The organism is Bosea sp. BIWAKO-01 (assembly GCF_001748145.1).
GTDB lineage: Bacteria > Pseudomonadota > Alphaproteobacteria > Rhizobiales > Beijerinckiaceae > Allobosea.
Window position 1 is genome coordinate 4,615,699 of the sequence record NZ_BCQA01000001.1, and the last position, 15,975, is coordinate 4,631,673.

The following is a 15,975-nucleotide window of genomic DNA, read 5'->3' on the forward strand; positions in this document are numbered from 1 at the left end:
ATGCAGCGCATTCATCGGCTCGGCTGCATCCGCGAAGACGCGAGCCTGGCTCAGGGTGCAACCTGAACCAGGCTCACAAGTGCTCCCGAAGCTCGGCGCCGAAACGACGCCTAACGGCTTTCCGCTCCCTCGATGGCGGGCGTCTTGCCGCGCTCGCGCCACATCCGCCAGGCCGGAGTCAGCAGGATGGCGGCGCTCAGCAGGGCAAGCGTCACCGCGATCGGGGTCGAGAGCAGCGCCGACGTCTTGCCGCCGGAGATGGTTAGGGCGAGCCGGAGCTGGCTTTCGACCATCGGGCCGAGCAGCAGTCCGAGCACGATCGGGGCGCTGGGATAATCGAGCCGCTCCATCACGTAGCCGATCAGCCCGACGCCCAGCAGCACCCAGAGATCGAACAGCGAATTGTTGACCGAATAGACACCGACGGTGACGAAAAGCAGGATCACCGGCGCGAGCACGATGCGCGGCAGCCGCAGCACCTGGCCGAAGATCCGCGTTGCCGCCAGGCCGCCGACGATGGCGAGCAGGAACGACGTGACAAGGAATTGCAGCATAAAGCCGTAGACGATGTCCGGATGCTCGCGGAAGAGCTGCGGGCCCGGCCTGAGGCCGTGCACGAGCAGCCCGCCGAGGATGACGGCGGCGACGCCGGAGCCCGGAATGCCGAGTGCCAGCGCCGGGATCAGCGAGGCGGCATTGTCAGCACCGTTGCCGCATTCGGAGGCTGCGACGCCTTCCGGATTGCCGTGGCCAAAGGTCTCCGGATTGCGGGCGACACGCTTGGCCTCGTTATAGGCGAGGAAGGACGACATGCTGCCGCCCGCGCCCGGCAGGATGCCGATGATGATGCCGATGATCGAGCTGCGGATCCAGACCGGCGTGAAGAAGCGCCACTGGCTGAGCGCCGAGCCCTGGCGGTGCAGCTTGAGCTTGTCGCCGCTCATGCCGGTCTTCACCGCCTCCTCGATGATCTGCAGCACGGGCGGGACGGCGAATAGCCCCGTCAGCAGCACGATGGCGCTGAACCCGTCGAGCAGGTCGAGTTGGCCGAAGGTGAAACGCTCGGTTCCGTTCGAGATATCCTGGCCGACGGCGCCGATCAGCAGGCCGATGCCGCATGCGATCAGCCCCTTGGGCAAATCGTCGCCGAGCAGCGAGGAGACCGTCGCAAGGCCAAGGATGCCGAGCCAGAAATATTCGATCGGCCCGAACATCAGGCTGAAGGAGACCAGCGGCGGCGAGAGCAGGATGAGCGAGATCGAGGACAGGACGCTGCCGATGACGCCGGACAGAAGCGCCACCTGAAGCGCATAGGCTGCCTGACCCTTCTGGGTCATCTTGTAGCCGTCCAGCACGGTCGCGACCGAAGCCGGCGTGCCCGGCACCCGCATCAGGATGGCCGGAATCGCCCCGCCATAGGAGCCGCCATTATACATGCCGGCCATCATGCCGAGTGCGAACATCGGATCGAGCCCGAAGGTGAGCGGGATCAGCACGGCAAGGCCGGTGACCACGGTCAGCCCCGGCAGGCAGCCGACGATCAGACCGGCGATCAACCCGATGAACATCGCAAGAATGTTCATCGGTGCGAAGACAAGGGGAACGGCGTGGAGGAGGGCGTCGATCATCTCAGCCGTCCCAGAAGCGGGGAAAGGACATCCGACGGGATCGGGCGTTCAAGCGCATAGACGAAGATTGCCAGGATCGAGGTCACGCAGACCACCGCGACGACGGCCGAGAGGCGCCAGCGCTGGAAGCCGACGGCGGCGGGCAGCAGCACGCAGAGCGCGAGGCTCGGCAGGATGAAGCCGATGACGCTGACCGCCGCGAAATAGGCGATGAGCGCCGCGACACCGACGGCAAGACGCGGAGTGTGCGCCGCGAAACTGCCTGGCGTCGGGTTGCCTCGCTGCCGCCGCAGGATTTCGCGCAGGGCGATCCAGCAGCCGATCGCGGCCATGCCGATGCCGATCGCGACCGGGTAGGCGGCGCTCTCGGCAGGGTAGGTCGAGGCCGTCGCGATGACCGCGACGGAGGTCGCCACCAGAATGGTGGCGAAGCCGATTTCCGCGAGGCTTCGCGACCGACCCCGCGGGGCGGACGCCTCGGACGTCACTTCCATGGGGTTGCCTTCCAGGTGGCCTCAAGATCGGTCGAGGCGCGGTCGAGGAAGGTCTTGAAGTCGGCCGAGGCCAGATACTGCAGCGGAATTTCGGCCTTCCTGGCGGCGTCGAGATATTCGGGGTCCTTCAACGCCTGGTCGATCGCCTTTTCCAGCTTGGCGATGACATCGGCCGGGATGCCCTTCGGGGCGGCGATGCCGCGCGAGGCGCCGACGACGACGTCATAGCCGCCTTCGCGGAAGGTTGGTGCATCAGGCAAATAGGACGAGCGCTCGGCGCTCATCACGCCGATGACCTTGATGGTGCCTTCGCGGGCGATCTGGAGCGCTTCGCTGAGATTCATCGTCGCGGCGGGAACGTGGCCGCCGAGAACGGCCTGACGTACTGGCGCCGTGCCGCCGAAGAAGGCGGGGGTGAATTTGGTATCGGCGAGGCGCTGGAAGTTCAGGAGCGCGATATGCTCCGAGGAGCCGCTGGCGCCTGAGGTGCCGATGACGACGGCGCCCGAGGCCTTCTTGGCTGCGTCGACGAGGTCTTTCAGCGAGGAATAGGGGCTGTTCTTCGGAACGACCAGGACACCGGGATCGTAGACGAGATTGGCGACGGGCTGGAAGTCGCTCATCTTGAACTTCGACTTGCCCTCGACCACCAGCGCGTTGATCGCCGGCGCGTTGATGAAGCCGATTGTGTAGCCGTCCGCCTTGCCCTGAGCGACTGAGGTCCAGCCAATCTCACCGCCGGCACCGGGCTTGTTGACGACGCCGATACGGGCGCCCGGGCCGAGATATTTCTCCATGTAACGGGCAATCGAGCGGGCAGCGACGTCTGTCCCGCCGCCCGGTGCGAAGGCAACGATCATCTCGATCGGCTTGTCCGGATAGTCGGCACGGGCCGGGGCGCCCGCTGCGGTGAAGAGGAGCGCGGTTCCTAGGGCGGCAACGATCGACAACGGCTTCATGGTCGACTCCTTCAAGGGGCTGGGGCAGGCGTTGGAGAGGTGGTCAGCAAGGCGCGTTCGACGAACCCGAGCCTGTCCTGGCCCCAGAACAGTTCGTTGTTCACGACGTAGGTGGGAGTGCCGAAGATGCCGAGACGCTCGGCTTCAGCGAGATTGTCGTTCCAGGCCGAGATAATCGCCGGCTGCTTGGGATTGGTGACGAACGGTACCGCGACTTCGCCAAGCGTTTCGCGGGCGATTGCCTTCAGCGTATCGAGATCGGCAATATCCTGGTCTTCCGCCCAGAGCGCGCGCTGGATGGCAAAGGAGAAGCCGCGCGCATCGAGGCCGGCACGATCGATGGCGATCACGGCCTGTGCCGCCGGTTCGATCGTCCGGCATGGGTAGAAGCGCGGCTTCAGGTTGAGTTCCATGCCGAGGTGGCGGCGCCAGCGGTCGAGTTCAACCGCATGATAGGCCTGACGCGGATCGGGACGGGTCCTCAGCGGAATACCGCCATTCGCTTCGATGATCCGGATCGGCCGTAGCCGGAGATGCGCGCCTGTGCGTTCGACGATGTCGTAAAGCCTGGGCGCGCCGAAATAGGCCCAGGGCGAGGAGATACCGTAGAAGGCCTCGACCACCGGGCGCTCATGTCCCGGCATGGCTGGCCTCCAGCTCGGCGTCTGCATCCTGCCATTCGTCGCCAAGCAGCTCGGGCGTATCGTAGGCCATCAAGGCCCGGTAATGCGTCTCGCGATCGGCGACGAAGAGTGCGCGGGCGATGCCGCGGGCCAACCGCTCGGCGCCGTCGCTGACCGCCGGAATGTCGCCCGAGAGCTTTCCGTGGCTCAGCATCGCGGGATAGTTGAAGCAGTGTATGTGCGAGAGGGCCAGGCAGGTGCCCGGTGCTTTCTCCTGGAATTCGAAGGCGGGGCCGAGATCGGGGACGTGCAGCAACTCGGCGCTGTCGTTCCCCGGCGGCGGCGTATAGCGGTCGTTCCAGAAGCGGATGAAGGGCGCGATCGCTGCGAGTTCCGGACGCTGCCCGGGATCGACCGAGAAGCCGGTTGCGAAAATCAGGAAGTCGAGATGATGCACGCCCTTCGGCGTGGTCAACACGAGATGGCCATCCCGTTCCGCGAGATCGAGCAGCGGGCTGCCGAGATGGAACCGGGAATTGGCATGGCGCGAGACCCGCAAGGTGCTGTCGCGCGGCGGCGGGGTCTGCGCCTTCAGCGCGTAGTCGAGGAAGCGCCATTTCCAGTCGTCCGGCAGCCCCGCGAAGCCATGCACCACGCCCTGGCTGCCGATGCCGGTGAACTTGTTGATCCGCGGCAGATCCTTGCGACGCACAATGAGATCGAGACTGGCAACGCCATGCTCCAGTGCGGTCGCCGCATTGTCCATCGCCGAGGCGCCGGCGCCGATCACGCCGACCCGCAGGCCCTTCAATGCCGCAAAGTCGATATCGTCCGCGCTATGGGCCCAGAATTTGCGGTCGATGCCATGCGCGATCGGTGGCACCCAGGGGCCGCCCAGCCCGTCGCGGCCGGTGGCAAGCACCAGATGCCGCGTGAAGATGGTGCGTGATCCCTCCGCATCCGAGATGTCGAGGGCCAGGATGTCGTCGGCCTGCGGCGTCACCGCGTCGAGCGAGGTTCCGTTCGCGATCGGGAGGCTCAGCACGCGCCGGTACCAGACAAGGTAGTCCATCCACATGCCGCGCGGGATCTTGCCGAGGGCGTCCCAGGCCGTGCGGCCGAACTGCGCCTCATACCAGGCGCGGAAGGTCAATGCGGGCAGGCCGAGCGCGGGGCCGGTGAGCTGCTTGGGCGAACGCAGGGTTTCCATGCGCGCATAGGTCGCCCAGGGGCCTTCCTGGCCGGCGGGGGCGCGGTCGAGTACGGTCATGTTGGAGAGGCCGAGCCCCTTGAGCGCGGCCGAGGCTGCCAGACCGCACATGCCGGCTCGGATCACGACGACGTCGCGAACACGCTGACCGTTGAACTCGCGCCGCGGCACCCAGTCCTTCGCCGGCCATTCCAGCCAATCAAGGTCCTGTCGGAGGCGTCGCTCCAATGCGGGGAGGCCCATCGGGGCCGGCAATCCGGCATTCATGCCGTTCTTCCGATCGTTCTGGCGGCGACGGGGGCCGGGCCGAAGATATCGGCCAGCAGGCGATCACGTGCCGTGGGAGGGTGTTTGACGAAGCCGGGCAGCGTCTCGCGGGCAAGGGCCTCCAGCGCGCCGACGAGCCCTTCGACGAGGGGCGTCAACGGACGGCCATAAGGCGTGACCACGCCCCAGAAGAAGGAGATGGGCACGTCGAGCTTACGGATCGCGACGCCCTCGAGCGGCATGCCATAGGCGATCACCGGCTCGAGGATCGCGATGCCGAGGCCGGCGCGCGCGGCCATCAGAGCCGTGTTGGAGGTATTGGCATCGAGGACCGAGGCCGGCCTGACGCCAACTTGCTCGAGGGCGACGTCGACACGCCTGCGCCAGCGGAATGGGTTGGCCATCGTGATCAGGCGCCGCCCCTCGATCGAGGCCAGCGGAATCGTGTCGGACGCAGCTAGAGGGTCATCGGCGCGGATAGCGGCCACGCAAGGTGCTTCGCCGATCCAGTGGATTTCGAGGGCGGGGTGATCGACCGGCAGGCTGGTCACGCCGATCTCGGCGACATGGGTCGCGACCGACTGGACGACCTGCTCGGCCAGCGCCGCACGGATATGGACCTGTTCCGGCAAGGCATCCTGGCCGAGCCGCGCCAGGGCTGCGGGCAACATGCCGGCGGCGAAGGAGGCGATCGCTGCGATCTCGAGCGAGCGCGGCTTGTCGGCGGCGATGGCCTCCGCACGTTCGCGCAACTGCCGAAGCCAGGTGATGACGGGCTCGACTTCCTGGTGAAAGCGCAGTCCGCGCTCGGTGGGGGTGACGCGCGGGCCGCTGCGATGAAGCACGCTGAAACCCAGCGTCTCCTCGAGCTCCTGGATCAGTCGGGTCAGGGCTGGCTGCGAGCGGCCGAGCAGCCGCGCAGCGCCGGTGATGCTTCCGGCGGATATGACGGCGGCGAACGCTTCAAGCTGGCGCAGATCCATCGGACGGTACCATTCCCATTTTGAATGCTAACTATGTCATGATGCGCGTCAAGCATGAAAGCACGCATGAGAATGCGATCCCCAGCTTGAGCGAGCCGGGGGTTTCGTCCGGCGGAGCTTCAGAAATGGATGCCGTCGAAGACCCGTTCCTGGGCATTGCGGATATGGGCCTGCATCGCCTCGCGCGCCCTGACGCCATCGCCGTCGCGGATGGCCTCGAAGACGGCCGCATGCTCGCGCTGAACCATGGCGAGGTGCTCAGCCGATTGCAGGACGGAGAAGCTGCGCGCGAGGTCGATGACGAAATCGACCTGAGGCCTCACCGTGGCGAGGGCTGCCTCGAAATAGGGGTTCTGGGTTGCCCGTGCGATCGCTGCGTGGAAATCGCTGTCCTGCTGGACGCCGATCCTGCCCGTCTTGATCGCGAGGTGGATCGCGTCGAGTTCCTTCTGGATCGCGGTGATATCGGCCTCGCTGCGATGCAGCGCGGCCGCATAGGCAACTTCGCCTTCGAGCGCGATCCGGAACTGATAGACGCGCCTGACATCAGAGATCGTGCGAATGCCTTCCGTCCTGCTCGCGGGGGGGCGGGGCGGCGGTGGGGGCTGCTGCGGCTGCACTGCTGCGACGAAGCTGCCGGCGCCTTGCCGGGAATGGATCAGGCCGTCATCGCGCAGGCGCCGTAATGCCTCGCGCACGGTCGGGCGCGAGACGCCAAACTCATGGCTCAGTTCGTTCTCCGAGGGCAGCTTGCCATCGGAGAAGGCGTCGCCGCGCCGAAGGCGCTCCAGCATGTCCGCATAGAGTACGTCGCTCAGCTTCGGGCGGTGAGACACGGGCGCCTTCTGTTCCTGGTCATCACGAACTTGGCAAGTTCACTTGTAAACAGATTTACATACTTTGCTGCACCTGCAAAGCGAGCTGGCTCTACGACTATCGGATCGCGCTATTTTTGGGCGTGCAGGGGCGCATAATCACGCAGGGCGTGCGTTGACAGACAAGTTTTCAACTCGCTACTTGTAAAGGGGCCGGCGACCTTCGAGGCCCGGTGCGGGGAGATCATTTCATGACCACGACGCGTCGTGCCATCCTCCAGGCCGGGCTTGCCCTGCCGTTCATGTCAATGCCGGGGCGCGCGCAGCGTGCGAGCGGCGTCCTGCGCTACGGGCTTTCCGCCTTTCCGCCCAATCTTCAGCCCTGGGTCAGCACCGGAGCCTCGGCCGGCACGGTGAAGATGCTCACGCATCGCAGCCTCGTTTCCTATGACAGCAAGGGCGAGTTGCGAGGCGAGCTGGCCGAGTCCTGGTCGCGCGACAGCGACGGCGCCTGGGTCTTCAAGCTGCGGCAGGGCTGCGTGTTCCATAATGGCGAACCGGTCACGGCCGAGGACGTGAAGTGGTCGATCGAGCAGATCGCCGGCGAGAAGTCGACCGCCTATATGCGCACCCAGTTCCAGGGGATCGAGCGTGTCGAAATCCCCGACCCGAAGACCATCCGGCTCGTCACCACGCTGCCGCAGGCGACGTTGCCGAGCTGGTTCGGCAACTACAACACTTTCGTGATCTGGCGGAAATCGGCGCCTAACGAGCCGATCGGAGCCGGCCCGTTCAGGCTGGTCGCGCAGGAGCGCGGGACCTCGCTCGACCTCGTCGCTTTCGACAAGTTCTACAAGCCGGGTTTTCCGAAGGTGAAGGGCATCAAGTTCGTCGTCTATGCCGACGAGAACCTGCGCTTCGCCGCGCTGCAGTCCGGCGATGTCGACATGATCGAATATGTCCCGTGGCAGTCGATGTCCGCGGTCGAGGCCGACCCCAAGCTGAAGCTCGATTCGGTCGAGGGGCCATTCATGGACATCCTCTTCAACGGCACCAAGCCGCCCTTCAACGATGCGCGGGTGCGCCGGGCCATCGCCCATGCCGTCAAGCGCGACGATATCGTCAAGGCCGCCTTCTTCGGACGTGGCAAGCCGCTCGAGGGCCTGCCGATCGTCGAAGGCACGCCCTGGTATGACAAGGAACTGGCGCATGGCTGGAATTACGATCCGGCTCGGGCCAAGGCGCTGCTCGCCGAGGCCGGATTCGCCAACGGCTTCCAGTCGACGCTGCTCGCGACCTCGCAGTTCGGCATGCACAAGGATACGGCCGAGGTGGTGCAGCAGCATCTCGCCGCCGTCGGCATCCAGTGCGAGCTGCAGCTTCCGGATTGGTCGACCCGGGTGAGCCGCGGCACGCGCGGCCAGTACGACATGGCGATCCACGGCGTCTCGTCGGACAACAACGACCCCGATGGCCTGACCGTGGTACTCGACACTTCGTTGTCTCCGACCCATGGCCGCTCCTTCAAGGTCGATGCTCCGCGCACGATTGCGGCACTCGCCAAGGGGCGTTCCGAGTTCGATCAGGCCAAACGGGTCGAGATCTACAAGGAGATGCAGCGCGCGGCGCTCGAGGAGGTGCCCCTGGTCGGCCTCGCCTGGCGCTCGCAAGGCTACGGCATGGACAAGAGCGTGATGGGCTTCACCAACCTGCCCGGCGCGCTCACCACCTCATCGGGCGCGACGCTTGAAGAGACCTATTTCGGATGAGCGCGACCTGGTTCGCGCGCCGCCTCGCGGTTTCGCTCGGCCTCGCCTGGGTCGTTGCAACGATCGTCTTTCTCGCCCTGCACATGGTGCCGGGCGACCCTGCCGAATTGCTGCTTTCTACGGGAGGGATCTCACCCGACCCGGCGGCTGTCGCGGAGTTGCGTGAAAAGCTTGGGCTCGAGCGGCCGTTGCTCGCGCAGTACGGCGCGTTCCTCGCCGGCCTCATGCAAGGCAATCTCGGGCATTCCCTGGTCGATGATTATCCGGTGCTGAGCGAGATCGCGCTACGCCTGCCGCGCACGCTGGAGCTCATTCTCGCCGGCACCTTGATCGGTATCGCGGTCGGCGTGCCCTCCGGCGTCTATGCGGCCCTCCATCGGGGCGGGCGCTTCGATCGCATCGCCTCTGGCGTCACGGCGCTCCTGCTGGCCATACCGGTTTTCGTGGTGGGCACATTGCTCGTGCTGTTGATGGCGCAGACCCTGCGGCTGATGCCGGCCGGCGGGTTCGTGCCCTTCACTCAGGATCCGGTCCAGCATTTCAAGTTGCTGACGCTGCCGGCCATCGCGGTCGGAAAGGGGCTGGCCGCCATCCTGTTCCGGATGACGCGCGCCTCGACGCTGGATGCGCTGGCCAATGACTATGTCCGCACCGCCCGCGCAAAGGGCCTGTCGCAGCCGCGCATCCTGGTCGTCCATGTGCTGCGCAATGCGCTCAATCCGGTCCTGACCGTGCTCGGCCTGCAAATGGGAACCCTGCTGGGCGGCACCGTGCTCGTCGAATACGTCTTCAACTGGCCGGGCCTGTCGACGCCGCTGCTGCGGGCCGTCGAGGCGCGCGACTATCCGATGGTGGTCGGAATCATTCTCACCATTTCGGTGTTGTTCCTGTTGATCAACCTAGTGGTCGAGATTCTTCACGCGGTCGTTGATCCGAGGGTGCAGGCGGGATGAAACGGCTCTGGCTTCCCGGCGCCTTTGTCGCGCTGATCATCCTCGTCGCTCTCGCCGCTCCGTTTCTCGGCCTGCCGGATCCGGTCAGGCAGGACATTGCCCGGCGGCTCGCTGCGCCGAGCGCGGGGTCGTGGCTCGGCCGCGACGAGTTCGGCCGGGATGTGCTGTCGCGTTTGATCTGGGGCGCGCGCACAAGTCTGGGCGTCGCCTTCGTCGCTGCCTTGGTTGCGGGAACAATCGGCACCGCGATCGGCCTGATCGGGGGCTGGGGCAAGGGGCTCGGTGCGTTCCTGACGGTGCGCAGCGTCGAGATCATCATGTGCTTTCCGCCGGTGCTGCTCGCCCTGCTGGTCGTCACCTTGCTCGGGCCGGGTGCAGCGACGCTGGTCCTCGTCCTGTCGGTTCTCTATCTGCCGGGCTTCGCACGCGTGGCCTATGCGGAAGTACTCGCAGTGCGGGCGCGCGAATATGTCGAGGCGGCGCGTGCGTTCGGCGCCACGCCCCGCCGCATTCTGCTCCGCACCGTGCTTCCCAATATTGCCGGTCCGCTTCTGGTGCAGCTGTCCCTGACGGTGGCGGCCGCTGTCGTCATCGAAAGCGGCCTGTCCTTTCTCGGGCTTGGCGTCGTTCCGCCGGCGCCCTCCTGGGGACTGATGATCAGGGGCGCGCGCGCCACGATGGAGCAGGCGCCGCTGCTGCTGCTCTGGCCCTGCGCGGCGCTGACGCTGACCATCCTCGCCATCAACCTGCTCTGCGATGCCCTGCGCGACGCGGTCGATCCCCGAACCGCCGACCGCTGAGGGGCGAAGCCTCCCCATGACGATCCTCACCGCGAACTTCCTCGCATATCCAGGATGAAGCCAATGGCCACCAAGACTACTCCTCTCGTTCACATGGGCACGATCACCGGCGGAGAGGCACGGGAGATCCTCGAAGAGAACCCCGTCATCCTGCTGCCGATGGGCAGCCACGAGGATCAGGGCCCGCACGCACCGATGGGCGACTATCTTCTCGCCGAGAAGATCGCCGAGCTCGCGGCCATTCGCGCCTCGGAGCGCGGTGTGCGCACGCTGGTTGCTCCCGTCCTGCCCTTCGGCGGCGCCGACTGGTTCGGTCCGATGGTTGGCGGCATTGCCATATCGCAGTCGACCTTGACGGCGGTGATCGCCGAGATGGTGGATTCGCTGCATCGCAATGGCCTGACCCGCATCATCGTGATCAACGGCCATGGCGGCAATGTCGGCCCGATCTCCGATGTGGCGCGCGAGCTTTACCAGCGCGAGCAGATCGTCCTGCCGAGCCTGTATCTCTGGCGCATCGCCTACGGGCTGCTGCCGGGCATTCTCGGCGCGGAGAAGGCGGCTGCGGTCGCTGGGCATGGTGCCGATCCGCTGACCAGCCTCGGGCTGCACCTGTTCCCGGAGCTGATGCGCAAGGACCTGATCCCGGCCGGCCAGCCGCTGAAGCGCGATCCCGTGCTCGACCTGCAGTTCACAGGGCTTGGCACGGCGAGCTTCGAGGGCGCCGAGGTGGCGATGCCCAACGAGTATGACGAGGTCTACAATCTCGGCGTAGCCAAGGGGGATCCGAAGCTGTGCTCGGCCGAAACGGGGGCTGCGCTCTCCGAGAGGCTCACCGAGATCTGCGCCCGTTTCGTGGCCCATTTCGCCAGCAAGGTCGACGGCTGAGCCTGACTCGCTGATATCCCTACGGCGGCGCATGGGTCTCCAGCGCCGCCGCGCCATGACAAGCCAGTGGGCGCTGGCTACGACATTGCGGCCGCCTCGCACGTGGCCACGACAAGAGGGGAAGCTTCCATGCCGACACGTCGTCTTGTTCTTCAGACCGGGCTTGCGACGATCGCCGCTCCGGCTCTCGTCAGGGCCCAGGGGCTCAGCGGCTCGATCACGCTGATGTCCTATTCCGGGATCTTCCAGGACAATTACGTGAAGGCGGTGGTCGAACCGTTCCAGCAGGCCTTTCCCGGCGTGAAGGTGAACTATGTGCCGGGCGGCACCTCGGCCCAGATGGTGGGCAGTGTCCGAGCCCAGAAGGCTGATCCGCAGGTCGATGTGGCGATCATGGATGTCACCACCTCCAGCATCGGCAATATCGAGGGGCTGTTCGAGAAGCTGACGCCTGCCGAGGTTCCGTCGCTGAACGAGCTCCACCCGGAGGCCCGCGCGGCCGGAGGCGATTACGGGCCGGCCGTGACCTTCGACCATCTCGTGCTCGTTTATGACACGCAGAATCTGAAGCCGCCGATCGAGAAGCTCGCCGATCTCTGGCGACCCGACCTCAAGGGGCAGGTCGCTCTTGCGGCGCCGCCGAACATCCAGGGTCTTGCACTCACTGCAATGGTTGAGAAGATGGAGGGCGGCGATTACCGCAAGTCGATCGATGCTGCGATCAAGAAGCTGCGCGCTCTGGCCCCTTCGGTGAATACCTTCGAGCCCAATCCGGATGGCTATTCGCTGATCCTGAACGGAGTGGTGAAAGTCGCGACCGGCTGGAACGCCCGTGCGCAGCTCTATGGCGACCAGACCGGCGGCAAGATCGCCGCGCTGCTGCCACCCGAAGGATCGGTCTTCCAGATCAACACCATCAACCTGACTGCCGGCTCGAAGAACCGGGCCGCTGCGATCGCCTTCGTCAATTTTGCGCTGGCGCAAGCAGCGCAGAAGGCATTCACCGAGCGGATGTTCTATGCGCCGACAAACGCCAAGGCAGCGATCGACGCCAAGGCGCTGGCACGTACCGCGGCAGCCCCGGAAAGCCGGGGCCGGATGATCGGCGTCGACTGGAACGAGGTCCTGAAGATGCGCGATCAGTGGAACAATCGCTGGCGGCGCGAAGTCATCGCTGCGGCAGGTCGCTGAGCCGGGATCGCAGCCTGCCATGAGCTATCTCGAACTCGCCGGCCTGCAGAAGCGCTACCGCGATTCCGTCGCCGTCGATGACGTCGCGCTTTCGGTCGAGAAGGGCGAGGCCGTCGCTCTCCTCGGCCCCTCCGGCTGCGGCAAGACCACGACGCTGCGCATGCTTGCCGGCCTGATCGATCCCGACGCGGGCTCGATCCGCCTCGACGGTGCCCAGATCACGCGCCAGCCGGCTCACAAGCGCAATATGGGCTATGTCTTCCAGTCCTATGCGCTGTTTCCGCATCTGAGCGTTGCCCGCAACGTGGGCTTCGGCCTCGAGGAAAGGCGGGTGCCGCGCCCTGAGACGTCGCGGCGCGTCGAAGAGGCGCTCGGCATGGTGCGCCTTGCCGGCCTCGAGGGCAGGCGCCCCCGCGAATTGTCAGGCGGTCAACAGCAACGCGTGGCGCTGGCGCGGGCGCTGGTCATTCGCCCGTCCGTGCTGCTGCTCGACGAATCCCTGTCCAATCTCGACGCCAAGCTGCGTGACGCAATGCGCCACGAGATTCGCGACATTCAACGTTCGCTCGGCATCACCACGCTCTTCGTCACGCACGATCAGGTCGAGGCGCTGACGATGTGCGATCGGATAGCGGTGATGAAGCGCGGGCGGATCGAACAGATCGGCACGCCGGAGGATATCTACGAGCGGCCCGCGACCCGTTTCGTCGCCGACTTCGTCGGGCGTGCCAATGCGCTGCCGGCCCTGCGAAATGGGGCAGGCGCCATCAGCGTCTGGGGAGTGACCTTGCCGGCCACCGCTCCGGCCGACGGCGAGGTCGACGTCTTCGTGCGGCCGCAGCGCATCCGGCTCGCCGCAATCGGTGAGCCGTCCGGGGAGGGCATGGTCCGGCTGACCGGGCGGGTTCTGCGCAGCGTCTTCGTCGGAGACCATGTCGAGGTCATCGTCGAGGGGGCAGGGGGGCAGCTCAGCGTCGAGATGCAATCCGGCACGAAGCCGCCAGCGGTCGGGACCGAGGTCGCCGTACTTTGGCAGGCCGGGGACACGCTGCTCTTCCCGCGCGAGGCGACATGACCGCCGGCTCACGCCTGCCTTGGCTGGTCGTCCCGGCGGCGCTCCTTGTTCTCGCCGTCTATGTTTGGCCGACGCTCGGCCTGTTTCGCACCGCCTTCAACGAGGTCGGGCCGACAGGGGCGATGATCGAGGCCTGGTCGCTCAAGACGACCAGCGAAGTCCTCGCTGATTCCTTCACGATCGAGCTCACGCTCAACTCGCTCTGGCTCTCGCTGAGCGCGACACTGATCGCGCTGTGCATGGCCTATCCGGTCTCGCTGTTCCTGTTCCGGACGCAGTCACGCTTTCGTGGCTTGCTGGCCGTGATCGCGATCATGCCGATGCTGGTCTCCGGCGTGGTGCGCGTCTTCGGCTGGCTCGCCATCCTGGGGGATCGCGGGCTCGTCAACTCCCTTGCTCAGTGGCTGGGGCTGATCTCGACGCCGATGCGTCTGGTCTTCAACTGGACGGGCGTCACTATCGGTCTCGCCGAGAGCATCATGCCTTATATGATCCTCGCGCTGCTCGCCGGTTTCGGCCGGCTCGACCGCACGCTGGAGGAGGCTGCGCGCAGCCTGGGCTGCACGCCGCTGCGCACCTTCCTGCGGGTGACCTTGCCGCTGAGCCTGCCGGCGCTCGCGCTCGCGGCGGGCCTGGGCTTCGTGCTTTCGATGTCGGCCTATATCACGCCCAAGTTGCTCGGCGGCGGTCGGGTCTTCGTGCTGGCGACGGAGATCTTCGAGCAGGCGACGACGAACACCAACTGGCCGGTGGCCGCCGTTCTGGCGATCTACACGCTGGTGCTGCTGCTGGCGCTGCTGGTGCTCTCCAATGTCGCGGCGCGGAGGCTACAGCGATGAATGGCGCCGGACCCGTCCTCTCGACGCTCGCAGGTATCGTCTACGCCCTGATCCTGGCGCCGATCGTCGTCGTCGTGGCACTCGCCTTCTCGGCGGACAATTTCATCCTGTTCCCGCCGTCCGGCTATTCGTTGCGCTGGTTCCGGCAACTCGCAGCCAACACACCGCTGCTGAACGCCGTCGTCCTCAGCGCTCAGATCGCCTGTGTGGTCACGGCGCTGTCGCTGCTGCTTGGCGTGCCGGCGGCGCTGGCGCTGGACAAAGGCCGGTTTCGCGGCCAGGAGGCGCTGAAGAACTTCTTCCTCGCGCCGTTGCTGCTGCCCACCTTGATTGTCGGCCTCGCGCTTCTGCTGTTCTTCACCCCGCTCAGGCTGACTGCGACCTTGCCCGGGCTTGTGCTCGGCCACATGACCGTGACCCTTCCTTTCGTGATCCGGATGATGACGACGGCATTCTCGACGCTGCCGGATGATATCGAGGCGGCTGCAGCGACGCTGGGGGCAAAGCCCTGGCGGGTGATCTGGCGCGTGACGCTGCCGCTTGCCACGCCCGGCCTGATTGCCTGCGGCGCGCTGTCCTTCCTGCTGTCTTTCGACGAGACCGTGATCTCGCTCTTCCTTTCCGGTCCGCGTGCTTCGACGCTGCCGGTCGAGATGGTGCGCTATGTCGAAGGACGCACCGATCCGCTCGTCGCGGCCCTGTCGGTGATCCTGATCGTCGCGACCCTCATCATTGTCGTTCTGGTCGAACGTCTCGTCGGCGTCGCGCGCGCCGTCGGCCAATAGGAGAGAACCATGCCCGACTACCGCATCGAAGCCATGCCGCAGCAGATCTCGCCGGCCCTAGCCGAGAAGCTCAGCCGAGTCGAAACCGCCACCATCGGCCATTCCCAGCACTGGGGGTTCATGGACCGGGGCATCCAGCCCTTGCTGCGCAACAAGCGTATCGCCGGCGCCGCGGTGACGCTCGCCATTCCCGGGCAGGATTCGACGCTGCTGCACCACGCGCTCGGGCTTCTGCGCCCCGGCGACATCCTCGTGGTCGATCGGCTCGGCGATGACAAACATGCCTGCTGGGGCGGTGGCGTCACCGTGGCGGCCAAGGCGGCCGGCGCAATCGGGGGCATCGTCGACGGGCCCTGCACGGATCTGACCGAGATCGAAGACAGCGATTTCCCGATGTGGTGCCGCGGCATGTCGCCGATCACGACTCGACTCTACAATCTCGGTGGCACGCTGAACCTGCCGATCTCCTGCGGCAATGTCGCGGTGAGGGCCGGGGACATCATCCTCGCGGACGAGTCCGGCGTGCTAGTGCTTCCGGCAGGAGAGGCCGAGGCGATTGCCGATGCGGCGCTGTCCCGGCAGGAGCGTGGCGAGCGCACTCAGGCGCGCGTCAAGGCCGGCGAGAAGCTTGGCGACATCTCCGGCGCCACCAAGATGGTGCTCGAGGCGTTGAAGCAGAACGGCTGAGGACAGGCA

General features: G+C 66.0%; 16 protein-coding genes. 9 read left to right on the plus strand and 7 right to left on the minus strand.

What is annotated here, in order from left to right:
* Nucleotides 1-110: 110 nt before the first annotated feature.
* From BIWAKO_RS21580 to BIWAKO_RS21610, 7 genes are all read right to left on the minus strand, one after another.
* Nucleotides 111-1,628, minus strand: a complete 1,518-nt coding sequence (locus tag BIWAKO_RS21580; protein ID WP_069880390.1) for a tripartite tricarboxylate transporter permease — start codon at nt 1,626-1,628, stop codon at nt 111-113.
* Complete coding sequence (locus tag BIWAKO_RS21585; protein ID WP_069880391.1) at nt 1,625-2,122, minus strand: tripartite tricarboxylate transporter TctB family protein; 498 nt, start codon at nt 2,120-2,122, stop codon at nt 1,625-1,627. Before BIWAKO_RS21585 ends, BIWAKO_RS21580 begins: the two co-directional genes overlap by 4 nt.
* Nucleotides 2,113-3,081, minus strand: coding sequence for a tripartite tricarboxylate transporter substrate binding protein (locus tag BIWAKO_RS21590; protein WP_069880392.1), 969 nt, complete (start codon nt 3,079-3,081; stop codon nt 2,113-2,115). The genes BIWAKO_RS21585 and BIWAKO_RS21590 overlap by 10 nt, the downstream gene beginning before the upstream one ends.
* A gap of 11 nt (nt 3,082-3,092) precedes the next feature.
* Nucleotides 3,093-3,725 (minus strand): 2-hydroxychromene-2-carboxylate isomerase, encoded by a 633-nt coding sequence (locus BIWAKO_RS21595; RefSeq protein ID WP_069880393.1) that lies wholly within the window; start codon nt 3,723-3,725, stop codon nt 3,093-3,095.
* Nucleotides 3,712-5,181: an NAD(P)-binding domain-containing protein gene (locus BIWAKO_RS21600; protein ID WP_069880394.1), complete on the minus strand. Its 1,470-nt coding sequence runs from the start codon at nt 5,179-5,181 to the stop codon at nt 3,712-3,714. Before BIWAKO_RS21600 ends, BIWAKO_RS21595 begins: the two co-directional genes overlap by 14 nt.
* Complete coding sequence (locus tag BIWAKO_RS21605) at nt 5,178-6,164, minus strand: LysR family transcriptional regulator (RefSeq protein ID WP_069880395.1); 987 nt, start codon at nt 6,162-6,164, stop codon at nt 5,178-5,180. The genes BIWAKO_RS21600 and BIWAKO_RS21605 overlap by 4 nt, the downstream gene beginning before the upstream one ends.
* A 119-nt stretch (nt 6,165-6,283) precedes the next feature.
* Nucleotides 6,284-7,000 (minus strand): FadR/GntR family transcriptional regulator, encoded by a 717-nt coding sequence (locus BIWAKO_RS21610; RefSeq protein ID WP_084651661.1) that lies wholly within the window; start codon nt 6,998-7,000, stop codon nt 6,284-6,286.
* Between the two features lie 230 nt (nt 7,001-7,230).
* On the opposite strand from BIWAKO_RS21610, the gene BIWAKO_RS21615 reads away from it, so the two are divergent.
* The 9 genes from BIWAKO_RS21615 (at nt 7,231) to BIWAKO_RS21655 (ending at nt 15,966) form a co-directional block, all read left to right on the plus strand.
* Nucleotides 7,231-8,748: an ABC transporter substrate-binding protein gene (locus BIWAKO_RS21615; protein ID WP_069880396.1), complete on the plus strand. Its 1,518-nt coding sequence runs from the start codon at nt 7,231-7,233 to the stop codon at nt 8,746-8,748.
* Entirely contained in the window at nt 8,745-9,701 is a 957-nt protein-coding gene (locus BIWAKO_RS21620) for an ABC transporter permease (protein WP_069880397.1), read from the plus strand. Before BIWAKO_RS21615 ends, BIWAKO_RS21620 begins: the two co-directional genes overlap by 4 nt.
* Nucleotides 9,698-10,501 (plus strand): ABC transporter permease, encoded by an 804-nt coding sequence (locus tag BIWAKO_RS21625; protein WP_069880398.1) that lies wholly within the window; start codon nt 9,698-9,700, stop codon nt 10,499-10,501. Before BIWAKO_RS21620 ends, BIWAKO_RS21625 begins: the two co-directional genes overlap by 4 nt.
* A gap of 63 nt (nt 10,502-10,564) precedes the next feature.
* Nucleotides 10,565-11,389, plus strand: coding sequence for a creatininase family protein (locus tag BIWAKO_RS21630; protein WP_069882683.1), 825 nt, complete (start codon nt 10,565-10,567; stop codon nt 11,387-11,389).
* Between the two features lie 129 nt (nt 11,390-11,518).
* Entirely contained in the window at nt 11,519-12,580 is a 1,062-nt protein-coding gene (locus tag BIWAKO_RS21635; protein WP_069880399.1) for an extracellular solute-binding protein, read from the plus strand.
* A 19-nt stretch (nt 12,581-12,599) separates the two neighbouring features.
* Nucleotides 12,600-13,655, plus strand: a complete 1,056-nt coding sequence (locus BIWAKO_RS21640) for an ABC transporter ATP-binding protein (RefSeq protein ID WP_069880400.1) — start codon at nt 12,600-12,602, stop codon at nt 13,653-13,655.
* A complete protein-coding gene (locus tag BIWAKO_RS21645; RefSeq protein WP_069880401.1) occupies nt 13,652-14,494 on the plus strand; it encodes an ABC transporter permease in 843 nt (280 codons plus the stop codon). Before BIWAKO_RS21640 ends, BIWAKO_RS21645 begins: the two co-directional genes overlap by 4 nt.
* A complete protein-coding gene (locus tag BIWAKO_RS21650; protein ID WP_069880402.1) occupies nt 14,491-15,279 on the plus strand; it encodes an ABC transporter permease in 789 nt (262 codons plus the stop codon). The genes BIWAKO_RS21645 and BIWAKO_RS21650 overlap by 4 nt, the downstream gene beginning before the upstream one ends.
* Before the next feature lie 9 nt (nt 15,280-15,288).
* The gene (locus BIWAKO_RS21655; RefSeq protein WP_069880403.1) at nt 15,289-15,966 is read left to right on the plus strand and encodes an RraA family protein; all 678 of its coding nucleotides are present in this window, start codon (nt 15,289-15,291) and stop codon (nt 15,964-15,966) included.
* The last annotated feature ends 9 nt before the right edge of the window (nt 15,967-15,975 follow it).

What these genes read in the sequence shown, in the direction of transcription:
- BIWAKO_RS21600 (WP_069880394.1), bottom strand. Translation starts at nt 5,181, where the DNA reads ATGAATGCCGGATTGCCGGCCCCGATGGGCCTCCCCGCATTGGAGCGA.
- BIWAKO_RS21645 (WP_069880401.1), top strand. Translation starts at nt 13,652, where the DNA reads ATGACCGCCGGCTCACGCCTGCCTTGGCTGGTCGTCCCGGCGGCGCTC.
- BIWAKO_RS21655 (WP_069880403.1), top strand. Translation starts at nt 15,289, where the DNA reads ATGCCCGACTACCGCATCGAAGCCATGCCGCAGCAGATCTCGCCGGCC.
- BIWAKO_RS21585 (WP_069880391.1), bottom strand. Translation starts at nt 2,122, where the DNA reads ATGGAAGTGACGTCCGAGGCGTCCGCCCCGCGGGGTCGGTCGCGAAGC.
- BIWAKO_RS21615 (WP_069880396.1), top strand. Translation starts at nt 7,231, where the DNA reads ATGACCACGACGCGTCGTGCCATCCTCCAGGCCGGGCTTGCCCTGCCG.
- BIWAKO_RS21640 (WP_069880400.1), top strand. Translation starts at nt 12,600, where the DNA reads ATGAGCTATCTCGAACTCGCCGGCCTGCAGAAGCGCTACCGCGATTCC.
- BIWAKO_RS21605 (WP_069880395.1), bottom strand. Translation starts at nt 6,164, where the DNA reads ATGGATCTGCGCCAGCTTGAAGCGTTCGCCGCCGTCATATCCGCCGGA.
- BIWAKO_RS21635 (WP_069880399.1), top strand. Translation starts at nt 11,519, where the DNA reads ATGCCGACACGTCGTCTTGTTCTTCAGACCGGGCTTGCGACGATCGCC.
- BIWAKO_RS21590 (WP_069880392.1), bottom strand. Translation starts at nt 3,081, where the DNA reads ATGAAGCCGTTGTCGATCGTTGCCGCCCTAGGAACCGCGCTCCTCTTC.
- BIWAKO_RS21620 (WP_069880397.1), top strand. Translation starts at nt 8,745, where the DNA reads ATGAGCGCGACCTGGTTCGCGCGCCGCCTCGCGGTTTCGCTCGGCCTC.
- BIWAKO_RS21580 (WP_069880390.1), bottom strand. Translation starts at nt 1,628, where the DNA reads ATGATCGACGCCCTCCTCCACGCCGTTCCCCTTGTCTTCGCACCGATG.
- BIWAKO_RS21650 (WP_069880402.1), top strand. Translation starts at nt 14,491, where the DNA reads ATGAATGGCGCCGGACCCGTCCTCTCGACGCTCGCAGGTATCGTCTAC.
- BIWAKO_RS21595 (WP_069880393.1), bottom strand. Translation starts at nt 3,725, where the DNA reads ATGCCGGGACATGAGCGCCCGGTGGTCGAGGCCTTCTACGGTATCTCC.
- BIWAKO_RS21625 (WP_069880398.1), top strand. Translation starts at nt 9,698, where the DNA reads ATGAAACGGCTCTGGCTTCCCGGCGCCTTTGTCGCGCTGATCATCCTC.
- BIWAKO_RS21630 (WP_069882683.1), top strand. Translation starts at nt 10,565, where the DNA reads ATGGCCACCAAGACTACTCCTCTCGTTCACATGGGCACGATCACCGGC.